Here is a 19,964-nt window from a genome sequence, read left to right on the forward strand (position 1 = left end):
ATGATGGACGAAACGTCGGAGCCGGCCACGGCGCGGTGCCCCGGGCCCAGCGTCCAGGACTACCTCGACCAGGACAGCCGCCCCGTTCCCGCCGCCCTGAGGTACGAGCGCAACGACTACCTCGGCAGCGAGGACATCGACACCGCCCGTTTCACCTCCCGCGAGTGGGCCGAACGCGAGATGCGGCAGGTCTGGCGGCGCGTCTGGCAGTTCGCCTGCCTGGAGAGCGAGATCCCCGAGGTCGGCGACCACGAGGTCTACGAGATCGGCGACGACTCCCTGATCGTCGTCCGCACGGCTCCCGACGAGATCCGCGCCTTCGTCAACGTCTGCCTGCACCGCGGACGCAAACTGCGCACCGGCGGCGGCAACGTCAGCGAGTTCCGCTGCTCGTTCCACGGCTTCGCCTGGAACCTCGACGGCACGATGCAGACCCCGCCCTGCGCCTGGGACTTCCCGCACGTCACCCGGGAGAAGTTCGCCCTCCCCGAGGCCCAGGTGGGCACCTGGCGCGGCTTCGTCTTCATCAACATGGACCCGTACGCCGAGTCCTTCGACAGCTACCGCGGCACCTTCGACGACTACTACGTCTGGCCGCTGGAGAACCGCTACAAGTCCCTGCACATCGGCAAGGTGCTGCCCTGCAACTGGAAGATCGCGCAGGACGCGTTCATCGAGTCCTTCCATGTGATCGCCACACATCCGCAGATGCTGCCGTGGCTCGCCGACGCCAACTCGCAGTACGACGTCATGGCGGACCAGCCGAACTGGAACCGGATGATCAACATCCAGGGTGCGCCCAGCCCGCACGTGGCGGACTCGGTCACGGAGGAGGACGTCCTGGAGTCCTTCTACGACTCGCGCTCGTTCTATGCCGCCGCCCAGGGCCGTGACCTGGTGATGCAGGAGGGTGACGAACTGCCGGCGATCCCGCCCGGCGGCACCGCCCGTCAGGTCCTCGCCGCGCGGATGCGCGAGCAACTGGCGGCCACCTCGCAGCAGGACTTCTCACAGACCCCCGACACCGAACTGCTGGACGCCATCAACTACTTGCTGTTCCCCAATTTCAACCCCTGGGGCGGCGCCAAGTCGAACATCATCTACCGGTTCCGGCCCAACGGCCTCGACCCCGACTCCTGCACCGCCGAGATCATCTTCATGTCGTCCCCGAAGCAGCCCGGAGAGACGCCGCCCCCGGCGAAGATCCGCTGGGTGCCCGAGGACACGCTCTTCGCCGACATCCCCGAACTCGGCGTGCTCGGCCCCGTCTTCGACCAGGACTGCGAGAACCTGCCCTACGTCCAGCAGGGCCTGAAGGCGATGCGCAAGCCGGGCATCACCCTGGCGAACTACCAGGAGAGCCGCATCCGCCACTTCAATCAGACGCTCGACCAGTGGATGAGCAGGTGACCCACCGGGTGGCGGTCAGACCCTCCGGCGTCGAGCTCGAAGTCCTCGACGGCGAGGACCTGTTCACCGCCGCCCGGCGGCTCGGCTACCGCTGGCCCACCGTCTGCGGCGGCAAGGGAACCTGTCGTACCTGCTTCGTCCAGGTCGAGGAGGGCGCCGAGAACTGTTCCCCCGTGGGCCCGCTGGAACGCGAGGGCATCGAGGCCCTGCGCAGACCGGTGGACGGCCTGACCCGGCTCGCCTGCCGGCTCCGGGTCGAGGGCCCGGTGACCGTGACCAAGCGCGGCGTACGCCGCCGAGTGCAGGAGTGAGGCTCTCATGTCCAAGCAAGCGATCCACCCTCTGACCGGGCATGTGTACCGGCTCAGGGAGGACGGACTGGTCGAGGTGACCGATCCCAGGACGGGGGCGCAGGGCGTCTTCGACTTCCAGGCCCGGTGGCAGTCGGGCGAACTGCGCCACGCCGACCTCCAGATGGCCGGCTGGGTAGGCCGCCTCGCCCGTCGGCGCGCCACCCGGCAGCCGGAGGAGTGACCCCCGTGACGCCCCGTACCACCCGGGTGGTCTGTCTGGTGCGCCGACCCGACGGAGAACCGCTCCCCGGTGACTTCGCCGTCGAGGAGCGCCCGCTGCCACCCCTGGGGGAGGGGCAGCTGCTCGTCCGCAACCTCTACATGAGCGTCGACCCGTCCATGCGCGGGCGGCTGTCGACCACCGAGAAGCACTACACGCACAACTTCACCCCCGGATCACCGCTCGACGGCCGGGCGCTGGGTGTCGTGGAGGAGAGCCGCTGCGCCTCGGTGCCGCCGGGCACGTACGTACGCCATCAGCTCGGCTGGCGGGAGCGGGCGGTGCTCGACGCGGCGGTCGTCGACGGCGCCGGTCGCATCGACCCGGAACTCGCGCCGTTGCCCACCTGGCTGGGCTTGCTCGGCCAGACCGGTTTCACCGCGTACGTCGGCCTGACCCGTATCGCGCGACTGCGTCCGGGCGACACCGTCTTCGTGTCGGCGGCGGCCGGCGCCGTCGGCACCGCCGCCGGCCAGTTCGCCCGCCTGCTGGGCGCGGACCGCGTCATCGGGACCGCCGGAGGACCGGACAAGTGCGCCCTGCTGGTGAAGGAGTTCGGCTACGACGCCGCCGCGGACTACCGTGCCGAGCCGGTGCGCGACGCGCTGGCCCGGCTGGCACCCGACGGCATCGACGTGTACTTCGACAACGTCGGCGGTGAGCAGCTCGCCGCGGCTCTGCACGCGCTGCGCACCGGTGGCCGGGTCGCCCTGTGCGGCATGATGTCGCAGTTCGGCGGCGAGGGGCGGACCGCGGACATCAACCAGTTGATCCAGGCGGTCCTCAAGCGGCTGACCTTGTGCGGCTTCATCGTCCGCGACCACGAGGACCTGCGCCCGGAGTTCGAGCAGCGGGTCGCGGGCTGGCTCGCCGAGGGCCGGATCACCGCGCGCGAGACGGTCGTCGACGGCCTGGAGAACGCCGCAGGGGCGCTGCTGTCCCTGCTGGGCGGCGGCAACGTCGGCAAGATGCTGGTGCGGCTGGACGGTTCCCGCTGAAACCGCGCTTCAGCGCAGGGGATGTGACGCGGCGACGGTGTGGACCGTCAGCGAGGCCCCGACCCGGGTCAGCCCCGCGACGGCCGTCCGGAAGTCCTTGATGTGCGCGGTGGCGAAGTGCTCGTCGAGGGCCTGCCGCGAGGTCCAGTGCTCGTACACCCGGATACGCCGCACGTCGGTGGGATCGGCGGTCATCGCGTAGTCCAGACAGCCGGGTTCCTCTTCGCGGGTACGCCGGCCCAGCTCGACCAGGGCCGCCAGCACGGTGTCGCGGTCGCCGGGTTCGTAGTCCATCCAGCCGGTGACGATGATTTCCTCAGCCATCGTGGTCCTTTCGAGGTCGTGCCCACGGGCCCGTCGCTCCGGTGCAGAGGAAGCGACGGGCCCGCGGTGTTCTCAGATGCCGAGCGGGGCGGGAACACTGTCGACGGTGACCGTGCCCTGCTCACCGTCGACCGTGATCACCATGCCGTCCCGCAGCCGTCGCGTCCCGCCCTCGACGGAGATCACGGCCGGGATGCCCAGCTCACGGCAGACCACCACGGCGTGGCTGTTGAGCGCCCCCACGTCCACGACGGCAGCGCCGGCGACCAGGAACAGCGGGGTCCAGGCCGCGTCCGTGATCGGCGCGACCAGCACCTCGCCGGGCTCCAGTGCCTCGCACGAAGCCGGGTCGGTGACCACCCGCACCCTGCCGGTGTACGTGCCGTGGCTGCCGCCGACACCGCCGAGCACATCGCCCTCGACGGCCGCCTCGGTCCGCTCCTCGGCGCGGCGCGGCCAGGTGTCGATCTCGGTCTGCGCGTCGTCGGCGACGAAGAACGGCGGTTCCAGCTCGTGCAGACCCGCGTACTCCTCGAGCCGCCGCGCGATGACCGGGCCGAAGGACTCCGGGGCGGCGACATAGCTGTCGAGTTCGGTGTCCAGCAGCATCATCACGTCCTCGGGCCGGGCGAAGAGCCCCGCCGCGACGCCGCGGCGGCCGAGCTCCCGTACGGCCATGCGGATCTCGTTGACGACGGTGACGCAGTTCGCCTTGGTGCGCTCGCGGGCCGGGATCCACACCCGGGAGGCGTGCATCCCGGCGTCGAACATCGGCTGCGCCTCCTCGGGCAGCACGGCCCGGATCTCCTCCGCCGTCCGCTCGCGCCCCTCTGTGAGCCGTTTGCGCCGGGCGGCCGGGGAGTCGTCGTCGGGGCTGTGCCGGATCCGGTCGACAAGGGCCAGCGCCTGGACGGGCGCCGCCTCCCACGACAGCGCGTGGATGTCCCACTCGTTGGGGCCGCGGTCGCCGGACTCCGCGAGGAACTCCTCGAAGGAGTCACGGAAGGCCTTCACTTCCCCGCTCGCCCCGTCGAGAGCCCGCTCCGCCGCGGCCGGACCCTGGTCGAAGAGCGCGCTCAGTTCGGCCGAGGCCGCCACCTGGCGGGACAGTGTCCACAGCCCGGTCGACGGGGAGGCGGAGTCGACGTCGCCGAGACCGCCGATCAGGTCGAGCATGGCGCCGGGGCGGTCCACGCTCGCGCACAGCGGGCCGAGGATGGCCGGCCCGATGGACGCGGGGAGCGACGACTCGACGTGCCGCTGGAAGGTCGTCTCCACCTCGTCCAGCAACGACCGTGAGTGCGCCACCAGTTCGGCGTCGGACAGCCGCGTCAGATCGGGTCGCGAGCGGCGCAGCGCGCGCAGCCGTTCCCGGTCGGCGTCGGCCTCCGGGAAGCCGGCCTGGCCGAGCATCCGCTGGAGCGTCGCGCCCGCCTTGGCCGTCAGCTCCTCGTCCTGGTCGTCCGGGTGCGCCACGTACACCGGCGTGTCGGAGCGCTGACCGACGAAGGCCGCGTCGATCTGGTCCGCGGTCTGGCCCATACGGATGCCGAACAGCCGCATGTGGGACAGGTTGAGGTAGAAGTGGCCGCCGAACATGCCGACGAACGGCGGCCGGGGGCCGGTCACCTCCTCCTCGCGGTAGATGCCGAACCCGACGAAGCCGTGACGCCAGCCCTGCAGGCCCCGTCCCCAGACCAGGGTCCAGCCCAGCGGGCTGGCGGGTTCCGGCAGGGTCTCGCCCGCGTTGGCCCGGGTGTAGTGCGGCAGCCGCTCACTGCGCTGCCAGTCCGTGATCCAGCTCTTCATGACCGAGGTCTCCCGCTGTCCGTACCCGCGCCTACCACTGCGCTGTTCCGCCGTCGACGCTGATCAGCGTGCCGGTGATACCCGCCCCCGCCTCGCTCGCGAGCAGCGAGGCGACCGCCGCGATCTGCTCCACCGTGGTGATCTTCTTGGTGGCGGCGTGCTCGGCGAAGCGGCCCAGCCAGTCCTCGTAGGAGATGCCCTCGGCCTCCGCGGCGGCGGGACCCGCGGCCCGCATGAGGTCGGTGTCGACGGCGCCGGGGCAGATGGCGTTGCAGGTGATGCCCTGGGTGCCGTACTCGAAGGCGGTCGCCTTGGTCAGGCCGTGGATGGCGTGCTTGTTGGTGATGTAGTGGCTGATCGCGGGCTTGTTGGCCTGCTTGCCCTCCACCGAGGAAATGTTGATGATGCGGCCCCAACCGCCCTCCAGCATCTTCGGCAGGGCCCGGCGGGTGCCGTAGAAGTAGCCGTTGACGTTCAGGTTGAGGGCGTCGTGCCAGGCCTCGTCGCTGAGCTGGTGGATCGGGGCGAAGCCGGAGCTGCCGCCGACGTTGTTGACCCAGATGTCGAGCCTGCCGAAGCGCTCGGCGGCGAAGTCGGCGAGGCCCTCGATGTCCTCCTGACTCTTGGCGTCGCAGGGGTGGAAGACGGCCCGGTCCCCGGCGTCCATCTCCTCCAGGGCCTGCTTGCCCTTGACCTCGCTGCGGCCGCTGACGACGACCGTGGCGCCGTCGGCCAGGAAGGCCTCGGCGATGGCGCGGCCGATGCTGCGCGTGCTGCCCGTGATCACCGCGACACGTCCGTCGAGGCTGCCCGTAGCCACCATGGTGTTCTCCCGCGAGTCTTGTTGGTTGCTCACCTGGCGGCTCTGTGGGGTGCTGTGTCCAGGTGCTGATGGATGGTGCGGTGGAAGTGCTGGAGTCCGGGCTCGTTGCGTCCGAAGACGAAGTCGGTCCCGTCGAGGGCCTTCAGGCCCTGCTGGACTCCGTAGGTGGTCGCGTAGTCCTCGTCGCGGACCACCTCGTGGAACCACGCGCCGAACCGGTCGGCGGCCTGGCGTTCCTCCTCGGTGACCGCCGGGTCCCGCAGCAGGATGATCTGCTGGGTCACCGACTCGGTGGCCGTCCGCGGGAGCACCAGGGAGACGGCGATCTTCTGGCGCCAGCCGCCGGCGATCGCCAGGCCCGGGAAGAGCCAGTAGATGGGCCCGACGCAGTCCCCGGGGTCACGCCGGTCCGGCGGCAGCTCGACCGCCTGCGCGATGGGGCGCAGGGCCGGTGCGATGCGCTGGTGGGGGCCCCAGGTGTCGTGGGCCATCATGTTCGAGAGGTTCGTCTCGAAGACCGTCTTCGGGTGCAGCGAGGCGAAGTGGTACGTCTCCAGGTACCCGTCGAGGGTGACCTTCCAGTTGGGACTGGTCAGCTCGCTGGTGGCGTAGTGATGGCACTCCGCCAGCCGGAGGCCTTCCAGCAGGGGCTGGAGGTCGCCCAGCCAGGCGTCCAGGTCGGGCTCCGCCGCCGGGTCCAGCGAGACGAAGACGATCCCCGCGCGCTCCCCGGCCGGGAGCCTGACGAGGCTGCGGCCCTCGCGCGGCACCTCGCCGAAGGTCTTCTCGGCGTACACGCCCCGCAGCTCTCCGGCGAGGTCGTACGACCACGAGTGGTACGGGCAGGTGAGCCGCTTCGACACCCCGCAGCCGGGTTCGAGGAGCTTGGCTCCCCGGTGCCGGCAGGCGTTGATCATCGCGTGCACGGCGCCCTGACGGTCACGGGTGATCAGCACGGGGATGCCGAGCACGTCGATCGCCTTGTAGGTGTTCGGCCCGGGCAGCTCGCAGGACATGGCGAGCGGCAGGGGCACACTGCGGTGGACGGCGTCCGTCTCGCGCTGCCAGCGGTCGGCGTCGAGGTAGTTGGCGACGGGTTCCGTCCACTGGCCGTCCGCCTCGTGCGTCGTGTTGTCGCGGTAGTGCGTCATCACCCGCTCGACGAGTTCGGCGGCCTCCCGCCGCATCGTCAGGGACGCGGCGTCGGTGGACCGGTCCTGGCTGATCCACGACGAGTATTCGGGGGCCGAGGGGGCCGAGACCGACGGCTTGGGCCCGGTGTCTGTTTCCCGAATCTCCGGCGAACTGGTTTGGACCACGATGTCCTCACATCCTCCCAGCCGCGAGCCGGTGACCGGCTTCGGAACGCGACAGCTGGGCTGTGTCCGAAACGACAACAGGACTTAGTGTGGTCTGTCAATAGAAAGTGGCGAAGTTGCCGCTCGGTGCCCCGTGGGGGTGGGTGTGACGGTCATGACCCTGCCGTTCGAGGTGGGTGCATCCTTCCCCGGTCGGCCCCGGTGTCGGCGCGCGAGGTTGCCTCGCCTGCCGGGCGCCTGGGGCTGTCCTGTCTGACCTTCCGTCTCGACGACATGGACCCTGTGGTGGCGGCGCTGCCGACCGCGGGCGCCACGCCTCTGTCGGACCCGGTCGTCGTCCGGGCTCACGGTCGGCGGATCAGCTTCTGGGCCGATCCGGAGGGCAGTGTCGTGGAGTTGGTGGACGCGCGGGCCGGTGACCCCGGTCCGGGGCATAGTAATTAGAGACACTGTTCAGTAAGGTGCCCCCTGCTGGTTACTGTAGACCAGCACCAGTAAGTCCGATGGCTTGCCAACCTCCCTCGGACGAAGGGGCGGATGATGGCTCAACGAGCGTCAACGGCGTCGAAGAAATCCACGCAGGTCAGCGTGCAGATCATCAAGGATCTGCACGAACGCATGGTGCGTATCCGGCTGTTCGAGACCGAGGCGGGAAAGCTCATGGAGGCCGGCAAACTGCCCGGCTTCCTGCACCTCTATGTCGGCCAGGAAGCCGTCGCCGCCGGCGTGATGGCGGCCCTGCGCGACGACGACCAGATCACCTCCACCCACCGCGGCCACGGGCACGCCGTGGCCAAGGGCGTCGGCTTCCGCGAGATGTACGCCGAGCTGTACGGACGGGTCACCGGTGCCTGCCTCGGCCGCGGCGGGAGCATGCACATCAACGACCTCGCCCGCGGCATGCTCGGCGCCAACGGCATCGTCGGGGCCGGCGTCCCGATCGCCGTGGGCGCCGCCTTCGCCGCCCGGTACAAGGGCGAGGACAGCGTCGCCGTGACCTTCTTCGGCGACGGCGCCACCAATATCGGCGCCTGGCACGAGGGCGCCAACATGGCCGCGATCCTCGGCCTGCCCGTGGTCTTCGTCTGCGAGAACAACGGCTACGCGGAGTTCACCCCGCAGTCCGGGCACATGCTGCTCACCGATGTCGCCGACCGCGCCGCCGCCTACGGCATGCCCAGCGTGATCGTCGACGGCATGGACGCGGTCGCCGTCCACCGGGCCGCCGCCGAAGCCGTCGAACGGGCCCGGGCCGGCGCGGGCCCGATGATGATCGAGGCCAAGACCTACCGCTACTTCGACCACCAGGGCGTCAAGGGCCTGCGTCACCCCTACCGCTCGGACGAGGAGGTCGCCGAGTGGAAGGCGCGTGACCCCATCGACCTGCTGGAGGCCCGCGCGATCGCCGACGGCACCGCGACCCGTGCCGAGCTGGACGACGTATGGCGGCGCACGCGCGACGAGATCGCCGAGGCCATCGCGTACGCCGAGGCGAGCCCGCTGCCCGACCCCGCCGACCTGCTGCTCAACGTCTACTCGGGATGACCGCCATGACCACCACCACCGAAGCACCGGCCGTCACCCCGGTCGCCGCCCCCCGCAAACTGTCCTACGTCAAGGCCTTCAACGAGGGACTGGCCCAGGCCATGCGCGAGGACGAGAACGTCTTCGTCGCCGGAGAGGACGTGGCCGGATACGGCGGCGTCTTCCGCATGTTCGACAACCTGCTCGACGAGTTCGGTCCCCGCCGCATGATCGACACCCCGATCTCCGAAGCCGCCCTGGTCGGCCTCGGCGTGGGAGCCGCCGCCCGGGGCCTGCGACCCGTCGTCGACCTGATGTTCATGGACTTCATCGGCGTCTGCCTCGACCAGATCGTCAACCAGGCGGCCAAGATGAAGTACATGTTCGGCGGCGCGCTGTCCGTGCCGCTCACCATCACCACCGCCTCCGGCGCGGGCCTGGGCGCAGCGGCCCAGCACAGCCAGAGCCTGGAGGCCTGGCTGGCCCACGTGCCCGGCCTCAAGGTGGTGATGCCCTGCGACGCGTACACCGCCAAGGGCCTGACCGTCTCGGCCATCCGGGACGACAACCCGGTCGTCATCATGCTCAACAAGGTCCTGCTCGGCAGTGCCGGCGAGGTGCCCGAGGAGATCTACGGCATTCCGCTGGGCCAGGCGCACACCGCACGGCACGGCTCCGACGTCACGGTGATCGCCCTGGGCCGCATGGTGGGGGAGGCCCTCGCGGCGGCCGACGAACTCGCGGCCGAGGGCGTGGAGATCGAGGTGATCGACCCCCGCACCGTGCAGCCGCTGGACACCGAGACGATGTTCGCCTCCGTCCGCCGCACCAACCGGGTACTCGTGGTGCACGAGGCCGTCACCTTCGGCGGGCTCGGCGCCGAGATCGCCGCCCAGATCCAGGACTCCGTCTTCGACTACCTGGACGCGCCGGTCCTGCGCATCGGAGCTCCCTTCTCCCCGGTGCCCTTCTCCCCGGTCCTGGAGAAGGCGTACGTCCCCGATCGCGCCCGCATCGCCCAGGGCTGCCGGCGCCTCCTCGAAAGGTCGTGACGGACATGGCGGTCGAGGTTCTGCTGCCGAAGATCGGTCTGACCATGCAGGAAGGCACGATCGACGAATGGCTCGTACCGGTCGGCGCGCCCGTCGCGGAGGGCGACGCACTGCTGAGGCTGGCGACCGACAAGGTCGACGTGGACGTCGAGGCGGAGGCCGGGGGACTGTTCCACCCGGTGGTCCCGGCGGGGGCCACCGTCCCCACCGGGGCCCTCATCGGCTGGCTGCTGGCCGAGGGCGAGCAGCCACCGGACCCGGCGGATACGCCGATGCCCGCCGGGTCCGGGACCGGTGGGGAAACGCCGCTGCCCGCAGGGTCCGGGACCGGTGCGGGTGCGCCCGCCGTGCCTGCCCTCGCCGGCGCCGGTGCGGCTCCCGACGCCCGCGCCGCCACCTCGGCGCCCTCCGTCAACGGCACCGCCGGCCGGCTGCTGTCCTCACCGAACGCCCGGCGGGTCGCCGGCGCTGCCGACGTCGACCTCACCGCCGTACGCGGCACGGGACCCGGCGGCCGGATCGTCTCCGAGGACGTGGAGGAGTTCCTCGCGGCCCTCCCCGGCGACCTCGGCACGCCGGTCCCGCCGGGCGGCACCTCCTCCTCGCCGCTCGTCCGCAAGCTGGCGAAGGAGCGGGGCATCGACCTCTCCGACGTGAACGGCACCGGGCCGGGCGGCAGGATCCGCCGGTCCGACCTCGACGTCGTCACCGCGGCCCCTCCTCTCCGGGACGCGGCCCCTCGGCCGGGCGACGTCGTCCCGCTCACCGGGATGCGCGGCACCATCGCCCGCAGGATGCACGCCAGCCTCCAGGAGATGGCACAGCTGACGCACGGCTACGAGGTGCGGATGGACGCCGTGGTGTCCCTGAGGGACCGGCTCAAGGAGGAGTGGGCCGACAGCGATCTGCCGGTGCCCAGCCTCAACGACTTCCTGCTGAGGGCCGCGTCCCTGGCCCTGCGTGAGCACCCGCTGCTCAACGCGACGGTGCGGGAGGACGGCATCCATCTGCTCGACGCCATCCACCTGGGCTTCGCGGTGGCCGTTCCGGGCGGCCTCATGGTCCCCGTGATCGAGGATGCCGTGGCGCTGCCGTTGCCCGAGATGGCCCGTCGGTCGAGGGACCTGGCCCGGGCCGCGCGCGAGGGGCGGATCTCCCCCGCACAGCTGGAAGGGGCCACCTTCACCGTCACCTCGCTCGGCGGATACGGCGTCGACTTCTTCACCCCGGTGATCAACCCCGGCAATGTCGCGATCCTCGGGGTTGGCAGGCTCAGGGACGGCGTCGAGTGGGCGGACGACCGGCCGCTGCGGACACGGGTGCTCACCTTGAGCCTCACCTTCGACCACCGTGCCGTCGACGGGGCACCCGCAGCCGAATATCTGCGCACGGTCGGTGACTTGCTGCGCAAGCCCCTCCGGCTGCTGGTGTGATCCGCTTGCGGTTCCGGCTCGGGTCAGGTCGACGTCCCGGACTGCGTTCCTCAGCCGCCGGAGGTGGAGCAGACGGGCACACCTTCGATCATCTGCCCGCCCCGGATGTACAGGTTGTTGATGGCGCCGGTCTGGTTGCCGATCCTGACGAACGTCCACCAGGAGTTGCCGCCGACGGCGGGGTCGTGGATGTACTCACCGTCCATCTGGCATATCGATTCCAGCCAGGTACGGGACACGGTGGCGATGGGGTCCCAGATCCTGTTCGCGGCCGGGCGGACACGGACGTCGGTGGCCCACACGTAGACGGGTGTGCCCGCGACGGCACGTGCCTCGGCCTGGACCGGGGAACCGCCCGTACCGGTGGACGGTTCGGGAGCGGCCGTGGCCGGTGACATCGATGCCATCGCGGCCATCAACGTCACCGCGAGCGCAGTGACGGAGCTGCGCACCGGAGTCTTCACAAGAGGTCCTTTCGCCTGGCGGGGTCTGGCGACGTCAGCACTCTATGAAGCCAGGCGGATGCCCGGTCCCTGACAGATGTCAGGGACCGGCCGGACGGGGCGGGGTGGCTAGCCGGCCGGGTCGGCGATCCGCTCCGCCAGAGCGCCGACCTCGCGGACGAAGGAGCGGTGCCCCAGCGACCGGTACACGTCGTCGCCCCGGACCTGCGAGATCGCCGCGGTCTCCAGCAGCGCAAGCAGGCCCAGGCCGATCACCGCCGCCTCGGCGTCGGTGACGGACGCGCGGGCCTTGCGGATCAGCCGCACCAGCTCGTCCAGCAATTCCGTACGGCTCTCCTGCCGCAGCGCCTCCGCCTCCTGGCTCATGCCGGCCGACGACACGAAGAACACGGTGGCGGCGGAACGGTGTTCGCCCAGCCAGGACAGCAGCGTGGTGACCGCCGCACCGACGTCCGAGCCGGGTTCGTGCGCCTCGGTGAGCGCCTGCAACTGCTCGCGCAGTGCGGTGGCGAACGCCCGCATCCCCTCTGCGAGGACCTGGTCCTTGGAGGAGAAGTGGTAGTACACCGCTGCCGAGGTCATCTCCGCGCGAGCGGCGATGTCGGCCACCGTCACCTCGTCCGGCGGCTGGGTGGCGAACAGCTCGGTGGCTGCTTCGATCACCCACTGCCTGCGCGACGGACGGTGAGCGGCGCGGGTTCCGGAGGTCGTCATGATGTCAAGTATGCCGGGCGCCGAGTGTCCCGTAAGCCCACGCGCAGCAGGAATTACTCCGCCGGAAGGTTGGAGTTACTGGATAGCATGGTCAGTGCACAGGGCCCACGGACGCGGGGTCACGGCAGTCGGCAGGGAGCATGATGGCCAGCACGAAGAACGGCAAGCAGCCCGCCCACCGACCCTCGCGGAGGCAGCACATCATCACCGCCGCCGTGCGGGTGTTCGGCCGCAACGGGTTCGCGGAGACCAGCATCCAGGACATCGCGGACGAGGCCCAGGTGGTGCCCACGGCCGTCTACTACCACTTCGACGGCAAGGAGGAGCTGCTCGAACTCGCCATGCGTCGCGTCTTCGACCAGCTGAACGCGGTCGTGGAGGCGGCTCGCCCCGAGTCGGAGCCGGGTGACGCGGAGGGGCTGATCCGCGTCATCGACGCCGTGTGGGACTGGGTGGAACAGAACCCGGACGAGGCCCGTCTGTACCAGGTCCAGGTCGCCTCCGCCAACGGCAGCGTCAAGGTGCTGCGGGACGAGTTCGAGCAGCGGCACATCCAGCGTGGCTACGACTATCTGCCCGAGGGCACGACCCGCAGCCCCCGGGCGGCGAAGGTACGGCACGGGGCACAGGCGCTCGCCGTCCGCACGCTGATCAGCACGACCATGCTCGTCACCGCGCTGCGGGCGGAGGGCGGACCGCTGTCCCGGCTGCCCTCCCGCTCCGTGCTGGAGGCGGTCAGGGAGCTGGCGCTGCGCATCGTCGCCACCGAGCAGGGACCGGCCGCCTCACGGACCTGAGGCGGTTCACCAGGCCAGTGGCCTGCGGTCGGCGAACAGTCCGCCGGTCGTCTCGTCGCCCTCGGGGAGGGTCGCCAGCCAGACCGGGGTGTCCGCCCCCTCCCGCGGGCCGCGCGGGGCGGAGGGGCCGCCCATGCCGCTGCGGGTCCAGCCGGGGTCGGCGGCGTTGACCAGGACGCCCGTGCCGGCCAGCTCGGCCGCGAGCATCCGGGTCAGGGCGTTGAGCGCCGTCTTGGAGATCCGGTAGGCGGGACGCCGGCCGGAGTCCATCAGCGCCAGCGAACCGTAGGAGCTGGTGACGTTCACGACCCGTCCGTAGCCGGCTTCCACCATGCCCGGGACGACGGCCTGCGCCACCCGCCAGGCGCCGGTGAAATTGGTGTCCAGCGTGGCGTGCAGGATGTCCTCGTCGACGTACGGGGGCCGCAGTTCGCGGTCGAGGCACACTCCCGCGTTGTTCACCAGCACGTCGATCCCGCCGGTCAGCTCCGTTGCCTCCCGGACCGCTTCGGTGACGCTCCTCGCGGAGGTCACGTCCAGGGCCAGCGGCACCGCCGCCGGGCCGATGGCACGACAGGCCTCCTCGGCGGCCTCCGGGTTGCGCGCCGCGACCAGGACCCGCAGCCCCCGGTCCGTGAGCTGCCGGCCGACCTCCAGACCGATTCCCCGTGCCCCGCCCGTGACGAGTGCGGTTCTGCTGCCGTGCCGCATGGCGGTGCCCGCCCCTTTCACACCGTGAGGACCGAGCAGGCGCTGATCCCGGGCGCCCCGTACACATGGGTGAAGCCCACCCGGGGAGCGCCGGGCACCTGCACACCCGGCGCCCGGCCCTGCAACTGCCGTACGACCTCGTGGAACTGACGCAACCCCGAGGCGCCGACGGGCTCTCCGCCGGCCAGACAGCCGCCGTCGGTGTTGACCGGTATCCGGCCCGCGGGATCGGTGTCCCCCGCCGCCAGCAGCGCCTCCTGCTCGCCGTGGCCGCACAGCCCGGTCTCCGCCAGGTGGATCAGCTCCGAGCCGCTGTCGGTGTCCTGCAACTGGGCTACCTGCACGTCCGCGGGACGCAGCCCCGCCGTGCGGAAGACCGCCTCCGCGGCGTCCACGCTGGGGCTGCGGTGCGGTCCCGGGGGCAGCCAGGGCGAGAACACCTCGAACGAACCGAACCGCCGGGTCCTGAAGGCCAGCGACGCGAGCCTGACCGGTCGTTCGCACAGGTCGAACGCGCGGTCGCCGAGCGCCAGCACCAGCGCGGCCGCGCCCTGTCCGGGCGAACAGAACATGTACTGGGTGAGCGGGGGACTGACCTCGGCGGAGTCCAGGATCTCCTGCTCCGTCAGCGGCTTGCGCCGCCACGCCAGAGGGTGGTGCGAGCCGTTGCGGAAGGCCCGCGCCGCCACCATCGCCAGTGCCCGCTCCGAGATCCCGCGTTCGTACAGGTACCGCCGGGTCTTGAGGGCGAAGAACTGGGTGGTGAGCATCATGCCGGTCTCGGCGTACCAGTCGCCCAGGCCGTAGCGGGCCGCGGAGACGTGGAACGCGCCCCGCTCGTGCTTGTCGAACCCCACGGCCAGCCCCAGGGACGCCTCGCCCGCGCGCAGCGCGTTGGCCACCGTGAGCACGGTGGAGGCGCCGGTCGCGCAGCCGTTCTGCACGTTGACGAACGGCACTCCGGTCAGGCCCAGCCGGCCCACCAGGGTGTCGGGCTTGCCGGACACGTCGGAGCCGCCGGCCGCGTAGCCGATGTCCTCCCAGGCGACACCGGCGTCGGCCAGCGCCTCGCGCATCGCACGCTCGGCCATGTCCATTCCGGTGACGCTCTCGTCGCGGCCGAAGGGATGCATCCCGCAGCCCACGACATAGACGTCGTCGGGCCGCCTCATCGTCCGCCGTCCCGGTCCGGTGCGAACGCGAAGGTCAGCACCTCGGTCCCGTCCTCGTCCTGGTACGCGGGCACGGTGGTGAGCCGGACCGGCAGACCGATCCGGATCTCCGCTCGGGGCACCGCCAGCCGCGCTTCGACCAGCACCTCACCGAGGTCCACATAGCCCACGTGGTACGGCCGGTGGCCGACGGACGGCGCCCGGTACGGCGGCTTCGGCGGGAACGCCTGGAGCGTCCACGACCACACCCGCCCGCTCACCGGCAGCACCCGCGCGGACATCGCCCCGTCCGGACACCTGGGGCACGAGTCCTGCCGTGGGAAGACGACGGTGCCGCACGCCGAGCAGCGGGCGCCCACGAGACGCGGTGGATCCCCGGCGTCGGGCCTCCCGCCGAACTCCCCGTCGAACAGAGACTCGTCGATGAGTCTGGTGGTCATGCCGTGCCGCCTTCCACGTCACCAGCCCAGCAGCCCGGCCAGCCGTTCCCGATGGTGTGCGGCGCCGCCCAGCAGGACCGCGTCCGACTGGGCGCGCCGGAAGTACAGGTGCGCGTCGTGCTCCCAGGTGAAGCCCATTCCGCCGTGGAACTGCACGCACTCGGCGGCGACGGAGACGAACGCCTCGCCGCACCACGCCTGCGCCACCGCCGCCGCTTCGGCCAGCGCCCCCGGTGAGCCGTCCGCCAGGACCGCGCGCACCACGGCCGACCGTGCGGCCTCGACCTGGAGCAGCATGTCGGCGCAGGCGTGCTTGACCGCCTGGAAGCCGCCGATCGCCCTGCCGAACTGGGTGCGGTCGCGCACATGGGCCACCGTCATGTCCAACGCGGCCTGTGCTCCGCCGAGTTGCTCGGCGGCCAGGGCGATCAGGGCCACGTCCAGGGCGCGGGAGACGATGTCCGCTCCCTCGCCGCCGGCGGTCAGCGCCCCGGCCCGGGCCCCGGAGAAGGTGACCACCGCCTGGCCCCGGCTGAGGTCCAGCGTGGGCACCCGGCGCACCGTGACCCCGGGCTCGCGCGGGTCGGCCAGGAAGAGATCCACTCCGTCGGTCCCCGCCGCGGCCACCACCAGCGCGTCGGCGTCGGCGCCGTCGAGGACGAACGGCGCCGTGCCGTCCAGCAGCGGGACACCGCCCTGCCAGGAGACGGCCACCGGCACGGCGTCGGGCCGCCACCTCCCGTCGGGCGCGGCCACCGCCAGGGCATGCACGGTCCCCTCGGCCAGCTCGGCCAGGGCCTTGTCGGCCGTACCGCAGCCGGCCAGCACCTGCCCGGCCAGCACGGTGGAGGACAGCAGCGGTACCGGTACCAGCGTCCGGCCCAGCTCCTCGCAGACGGCGGCGATCTCGGCGAGGCCGCCGATGCCTCCCGCCGACTCGGGCAGCCCGAGGGCCGCGAGGCCGACCTGCCGGCCGAGGGTGTCCCACAACTCGGCGTCGACGCCGGGGGCTTCCTCGGACATCCGGCGGACCGCGGCGGTGCCGCCGGCGTCGGCGCACACCGACCGCACGGTCTCGCGCAGGTCCGCCAGCTCGGTGTTCGACAGGGCTGTGCCCTTGGTCGTGGTGCTCGTCATCGTGTGCTCCCGCCCTCGTCCTGCCGCTGCCGCTGCCGCTGCCGCAGGGCACTGTGCGCGGCGGCCATGCGGGCCACCGGTACGCGGTGCGCGGAACAGGAGACGTAGTCGAGGCCGAGGCCGTCGCAGAAGTCGATCGACTCCGGGTCCCCGCCGTGCTCACCGCACACGCCGAGCTTGATGCCGGGCCGTACGCTCCGTGCCCGTTCGGCCGCCAGGGCGATGAGCGCCCCCACCCCGTGCGGGTCGAGCCGGGCGAACGGGCTGGCGGTCAGGAAGCCGCGTTCCTGGTACGAGGTCAGCACCTGGCGCTCGACGTCGTCCCGGGAGAACCCGTAGGTGAGCTGAGTGAGGTCGTTGGTGCCGAAGGAGAAGAACTCGGCGTGCTCGGCGAGTTCGCCGGCCAGCAGCGCGGCCCGCGGGGTCTCGATCATCGTGCCGAGCCGGTACGGGACCTCGACGCCGGTGCGGGCGGCGACCGCGTCGGCGGCACCGCGCACGTACGCGGCAGCGGCGGCGAGTTCCTCCGGCAGGCTGACGAGCGGGATCATCACCTCCAGCTCCGGCCGCACTCCGGTGGCGGCGACATCGGCCCAGGCGGTGAAGAGCGCCTCGGCCTGCGCCGGATAGAGCCTCTCGTGCAGCAGCGCCAGCCGCACCCCGCGCAGCCCGAGCATCGGGTTCGCCTCGCGCAGCGCGGCGGCCCGCTGCTCCTCGCCCGCGTCCAGGGCCTGCCCGGGGGCGGGCAGGAACTCGTGCAGCGGGGCGTCCAGCAGGCGCACGGTCACCGGGCGGTTCCCGACGGCGGCCAGCAGAGCGCGGAAGTCCTCGTGCTGGGCGCGCTCCAGCGCCGGCAGGGCTTCGTCCCGGGCGGCCGGGTCGGCGGCCAGGAGCACCCGGCGGATCAGCGGCAGCCGCTCGCCGAGGAACTGGTGTTCCGTACGGCACAGTCCGACACCCTCCGCGCCCAGGGCGAGAGCAGTGTCCACTTCGGCGGCGGTGTCGGCGTTGACCCGCACGCCCAGCCGGCGCATGCCGTCCGCCCACTCCAGCAGGGTGGACAGCTCGGGCGGCGGTCCGGCGACGCTGACGCCCAGCGTCCCCGCGTACACGGCGCCGGTACGGCCGTCCAGCGAGACCGGGTCGCCCTCGCGCACCACCCGCTCCCCGAAGCGGACCGTCCCGGCGGCCAGGTCCACGCGCAGCCCCTCGGCGCCGCACACCGCGGGCTTGCCGGCGCCCCGCGCCACCACGGCGGCGTGCGAGGCGATCCCGCCGCTGCCGGTCAGTACGGCAGCGGAGGCCAGCATCCCGGGGACGTCCGCCGGGGTCGTCTCAGCGGCCACGAGCACGACCCGCGTACCGTCAGCGGCCAGTTCGAGGGCACGTTCACTGGACAGCGCGACCGCTCCGGTCGCCGCCCCGGGGGACGCGGGCAGTCCCCTCACCAGGAGGTCCTCCCCGCCGGTCAGCCGCAGCTGGGGGTGCAGCAGTTCCTGCACCTGCGCGGGGGTGATCCGCCGTACGGCCTCCTCGCGGCCGAGCGCCCCGTCCCGGGCCAGGTCCGCGGCCAGACACACCGCCGCCCTGAGCGGCGGGCGGAGTTGCGCCGAGGCGGCGAGCAGGGAGATCTCGTCGTCGCGCACCTCGAAGTCGACCGACACCGGCGTGCGCAGATGACGCTCCAGGGTGAGCAGGGAGTGCTCCAGCAGCGCGGTCCCGCCCGCGAGCCGGTCCAGCGGTTCACCGGTGTGCGGCGGCGGGGCGCTGCGGCGCACTCCCCGGAAGAAGGAGCCCCGGGGGGAGAGCCGCCCGGTCTCGGGATCGCGGCTGACCGCCGTGCCGTAACCCGAGTGGTCCGCCGGGCCGATGCGCAGCGCCTGCACGTGCAGGGCGAGGGTCAGATCGGCGGGGAGTCGCTGGGCCCGGCGGGACCTTCGCGCGCGCGGCGAGTCCCACCGGGCGAGGAGGGCGCGGGCGGCCAGCGCGAGCTGCTGCGCAGGGTCGTCGGGGAAGGGCCGGGAGCCGTGCCGCGCCACCAGGGACAGCAGCGCTTCGATGCGCGCCCGCGGCTCGGGCGTGTCCAGGAGGGCGTCGTCGAGCACCGCACCGGACACGTCGAGGGCGTACTCGGCGATCATCCGTACGGTGGCGGCCCACACCTCGTACAGAGCCTGCGCGCGCCCGATGACGGCGCACAGGTCGTCGGCGTTGCCCGAGGTCACGCCGAGACAGGCCAGGTCGGGCGGCAGTCCCGCGATCTCGGTCGGCGCGCTCGCCGACAGACGCAGCAGCAGCGGCCGGCCCGCGTCGCCGATCCGCCGCCCCGAGAGCTGTTCGACCAGAGCGACGGCGGCCTCGGCGGTGTCGGGTTCGCCCAGCGACGCGGAGGCGCCCGCGGGCACGGTGAGCCCCGGCACGACCGGCAGCCCGAGGGCCACCAGCCCGTCCATCGCCGCGCCGTGCGCGCCCAGCTCGTCGGCGTCGAGGCCCCGGATGCGGCCCTGCCCGTAGGGCACCAGGACCCGGCCGGGGGCCTCGGGGGACGCCAGAGGAGCGCCGGACTGTGCGAGCGGGCCCGCCTCGCGGTCGGCGACGCTCACCCCCGGCTCCTCATGACCAGTTCCTCTTCCCGGGCCTCGTCCTCGGACCGGCTGATCCCCAGCACGAGCAGCAGCTCCTGGTGCAGCCGCATCCACACGGTGTGGTACGAGTCGCACAGCGGTGAGGCCAGCCACGCCGTCGCGCCGTCGTCGAAACGGTCGAGGGCTTCCTCCAGGGCCGGGAGGTAGCGGTCGCTGCCCGCGAGCACCCGCTCCAGCCTGCGCAGCACGGGCTGGATGGCCTCGTGCACGTCCTCCAGCGACTCGCGCACCTCGGCGTCGTAGGCGTCGTCGGAGTGGTCGTTCGCGGTGCCGTCGGGGCGGCACTGCCATGCCGTGCACACGTCGCGGATCTTCCGGTTGACCGGCAGGAACGCCTCGTAGGCGGCGGTGATCCGCTCCTCCTGCTCGGAGCCGGCTCGAACCCGCAGGATCCGCGCGGCGGCGGCCTTGGCCCGCTCGGTCGGCAGCACCACCGGACCCTTCACCATCGCCAGCCCGGCGTCGACCAGCGGACGGTGCTCGGACTCCGGCCGGCCGCGCCACATGCCCCGCAGAACGAGGTCGACGACGGCCTCGGTGAGAGGTTCGTCGGGAGCGTCCGGAAGGCCCACGGCAGCAGATTGCATCGCCACACCTTTTCCCCGGCTCTGTGGTGACC

Annotated in this window: 20 protein-coding genes; 8 read left to right on the top strand and 12 right to left on the bottom strand. The window is 72.0% G+C overall.

Annotation, left to right across the window (positions count from 1 at the left end):
• The first annotated feature begins 3 nt into the window (after positions 1 to 3).
• Genes PV963_RS40475 through PV963_RS40490 form a run of 4 tightly spaced genes read left to right on the top strand, consistent with a single transcriptional unit; the run spans position 4 to position 2,981 of the window.
• On the top strand, positions 4 to 1,410 hold the full coding sequence (locus tag PV963_RS40475; RefSeq protein ID WP_274821417.1) for an aromatic ring-hydroxylating oxygenase subunit alpha: 1,407 nt from the start codon (positions 4 to 6) through the stop codon (positions 1,408 to 1,410).
• Complete coding sequence (locus PV963_RS40480) at positions 1,395 to 1,721, top strand: 2Fe-2S iron-sulfur cluster binding domain-containing protein (RefSeq protein ID WP_274821418.1); 327 nt, start codon at positions 1,395 to 1,397, stop codon at positions 1,719 to 1,721. The genes PV963_RS40475 and PV963_RS40480 overlap by 16 nt, the downstream gene beginning before the upstream one ends.
• A 7-nt stretch (positions 1,722 to 1,728) precedes the next feature.
• On the top strand, positions 1,729 to 1,944 hold the full coding sequence (locus PV963_RS40485) for a transposase (RefSeq protein ID WP_274821419.1): 216 nt from the start codon (positions 1,729 to 1,731) through the stop codon (positions 1,942 to 1,944).
• 5 nt (positions 1,945 to 1,949) lie between these two features.
• A complete protein-coding gene (locus PV963_RS40490) occupies positions 1,950 to 2,981 on the top strand; it encodes an NADP-dependent oxidoreductase (protein WP_274821420.1) in 1,032 nt (343 codons plus the stop codon).
• Between the two features lie 9 nt (positions 2,982 to 2,990).
• Here PV963_RS40490 and PV963_RS40495 read toward each other — a convergent pair whose 3' ends face one another.
• The 4 genes from PV963_RS40495 to PV963_RS40510 all read right to left on the bottom strand — a co-directional run bounded on the left by PV963_RS40495 (position 2,991) and on the right by PV963_RS40510 (position 7,256).
• Positions 2,991 to 3,305: a putative quinol monooxygenase gene (locus PV963_RS40495; RefSeq protein ID WP_274821421.1), complete on the bottom strand. Its 315-nt coding sequence runs from the start codon at positions 3,303 to 3,305 to the stop codon at positions 2,991 to 2,993.
• A gap of 72 nt (positions 3,306 to 3,377) precedes the next feature.
• A complete protein-coding gene (locus PV963_RS40500; RefSeq protein ID WP_274821422.1) occupies positions 3,378 to 5,114 on the bottom strand; it encodes a PEP-utilizing enzyme in 1,737 nt (578 codons plus the stop codon).
• Between the two features lie 31 nt (positions 5,115 to 5,145).
• Positions 5,146 to 5,970 carry an SDR family NAD(P)-dependent oxidoreductase gene (locus tag PV963_RS40505; protein WP_274821423.1) on the bottom strand — a complete coding sequence of 275 codons (825 nt, stop codon included), beginning with the start codon at positions 5,968 to 5,970 and terminating at the stop codon, positions 5,146 to 5,148.
• Entirely contained in the window at positions 5,967 to 7,256 is a 1,290-nt protein-coding gene (locus tag PV963_RS40510) for an aromatic ring-hydroxylating oxygenase subunit alpha (protein WP_274821424.1), read from the bottom strand. Before PV963_RS40510 ends, PV963_RS40505 begins: the two co-directional genes overlap by 4 nt.
• Positions 7,257 to 7,844: 588 nt before the next feature.
• Between PV963_RS40510 and PV963_RS40515 the strand changes: the two genes are divergently transcribed.
• From PV963_RS40515 to PV963_RS40525, 3 genes are read left to right on the top strand one after another with little or no spacing between them, the layout of a single operon-like run.
• Positions 7,845 to 8,801: a thiamine pyrophosphate-dependent dehydrogenase E1 component subunit alpha gene (locus tag PV963_RS40515; protein ID WP_274821425.1), complete on the top strand. Its 957-nt coding sequence runs from the start codon at positions 7,845 to 7,847 to the stop codon at positions 8,799 to 8,801.
• Between the two features lie 5 nt (positions 8,802 to 8,806).
• The gene (locus PV963_RS40520) at positions 8,807 to 9,832 is read left to right on the top strand and encodes an alpha-ketoacid dehydrogenase subunit beta (RefSeq protein ID WP_274821426.1); all 1,026 of its coding nucleotides are present in this window, start codon (positions 8,807 to 8,809) and stop codon (positions 9,830 to 9,832) included.
• 5 nt (positions 9,833 to 9,837) lie between these two features.
• Positions 9,838 to 11,265 (top strand): 2-oxo acid dehydrogenase subunit E2, encoded by a 1,428-nt coding sequence (locus PV963_RS40525; RefSeq protein ID WP_274821427.1) that lies wholly within the window; start codon positions 9,838 to 9,840, stop codon positions 11,263 to 11,265.
• A gap of 50 nt (positions 11,266 to 11,315) precedes the next feature.
• Here the strand turns inward: PV963_RS40525 and PV963_RS40530 are convergent, their stop codons facing one another.
• Both PV963_RS40530 and PV963_RS40535 read right to left on the bottom strand, forming a co-directional pair.
• Entirely contained in the window at positions 11,316 to 11,729 is a 414-nt protein-coding gene (locus PV963_RS40530) for a peptidase M23 (RefSeq protein ID WP_274821428.1), read from the bottom strand.
• Positions 11,730 to 11,837: 108 nt separating this feature from the next.
• Entirely contained in the window at positions 11,838 to 12,443 is a 606-nt protein-coding gene (locus PV963_RS40535; RefSeq protein WP_274821429.1) for a TetR/AcrR family transcriptional regulator, read from the bottom strand.
• Positions 12,444 to 12,586: 143 nt separating this feature from the next.
• Between PV963_RS40535 and PV963_RS40540 the strand changes: the two genes are divergently transcribed.
• Positions 12,587 to 13,240, top strand: coding sequence for a TetR/AcrR family transcriptional regulator (locus PV963_RS40540; protein ID WP_274821430.1), 654 nt, complete (start codon positions 12,587 to 12,589; stop codon positions 13,238 to 13,240).
• A gap of 6 nt (positions 13,241 to 13,246) precedes the next feature.
• Here PV963_RS40540 and PV963_RS40545 read toward each other — a convergent pair whose 3' ends face one another.
• The 6 genes from PV963_RS40545 to PV963_RS40570 are packed head-to-tail and all read right to left on the bottom strand — an operon-like array spanning position 13,247 to position 19,932.
• On the bottom strand, positions 13,247 to 13,951 hold the full coding sequence (locus PV963_RS40545; RefSeq protein WP_274821431.1) for an SDR family NAD(P)-dependent oxidoreductase: 705 nt from the start codon (positions 13,949 to 13,951) through the stop codon (positions 13,247 to 13,249).
• Between the two features lie 17 nt (positions 13,952 to 13,968).
• Positions 13,969 to 15,123 (bottom strand): thiolase family protein, encoded by a 1,155-nt coding sequence (locus PV963_RS40550; protein ID WP_274821432.1) that lies wholly within the window; start codon positions 15,121 to 15,123, stop codon positions 13,969 to 13,971.
• Positions 15,120 to 15,563 (bottom strand): Zn-ribbon domain-containing OB-fold protein, encoded by a 444-nt coding sequence (locus PV963_RS40555; RefSeq protein WP_274821433.1) that lies wholly within the window; start codon positions 15,561 to 15,563, stop codon positions 15,120 to 15,122. The genes PV963_RS40550 and PV963_RS40555 overlap by 4 nt, the downstream gene beginning before the upstream one ends.
• A gap of 18 nt (positions 15,564 to 15,581) precedes the next feature.
• Positions 15,582 to 16,700 (bottom strand): acyl-CoA dehydrogenase family protein, encoded by a 1,119-nt coding sequence (locus PV963_RS40560; protein ID WP_274821434.1) that lies wholly within the window; start codon positions 16,698 to 16,700, stop codon positions 15,582 to 15,584.
• The gene (locus tag PV963_RS40565) at positions 16,697 to 19,303 is read right to left on the bottom strand and encodes a putative PEP-binding protein (RefSeq protein WP_274821435.1); all 2,607 of its coding nucleotides are present in this window, start codon (positions 19,301 to 19,303) and stop codon (positions 16,697 to 16,699) included. The genes PV963_RS40560 and PV963_RS40565 overlap by 4 nt, the downstream gene beginning before the upstream one ends.
• A complete protein-coding gene (locus PV963_RS40570) occupies positions 19,300 to 19,932 on the bottom strand; it encodes a hypothetical protein (protein ID WP_274821436.1) in 633 nt (210 codons plus the stop codon). The genes PV963_RS40565 and PV963_RS40570 overlap by 4 nt, the downstream gene beginning before the upstream one ends.
• Positions 19,933 to 19,964: the final 32 nt, after the last annotated feature.

The sequence above is a fragment of the Streptomyces coeruleorubidus genome (genome assembly GCF_028885415.1).
GTDB lineage: Bacteria > Actinomycetota > Actinomycetes > Streptomycetales > Streptomycetaceae > Streptomyces > Streptomyces coeruleorubidus_A.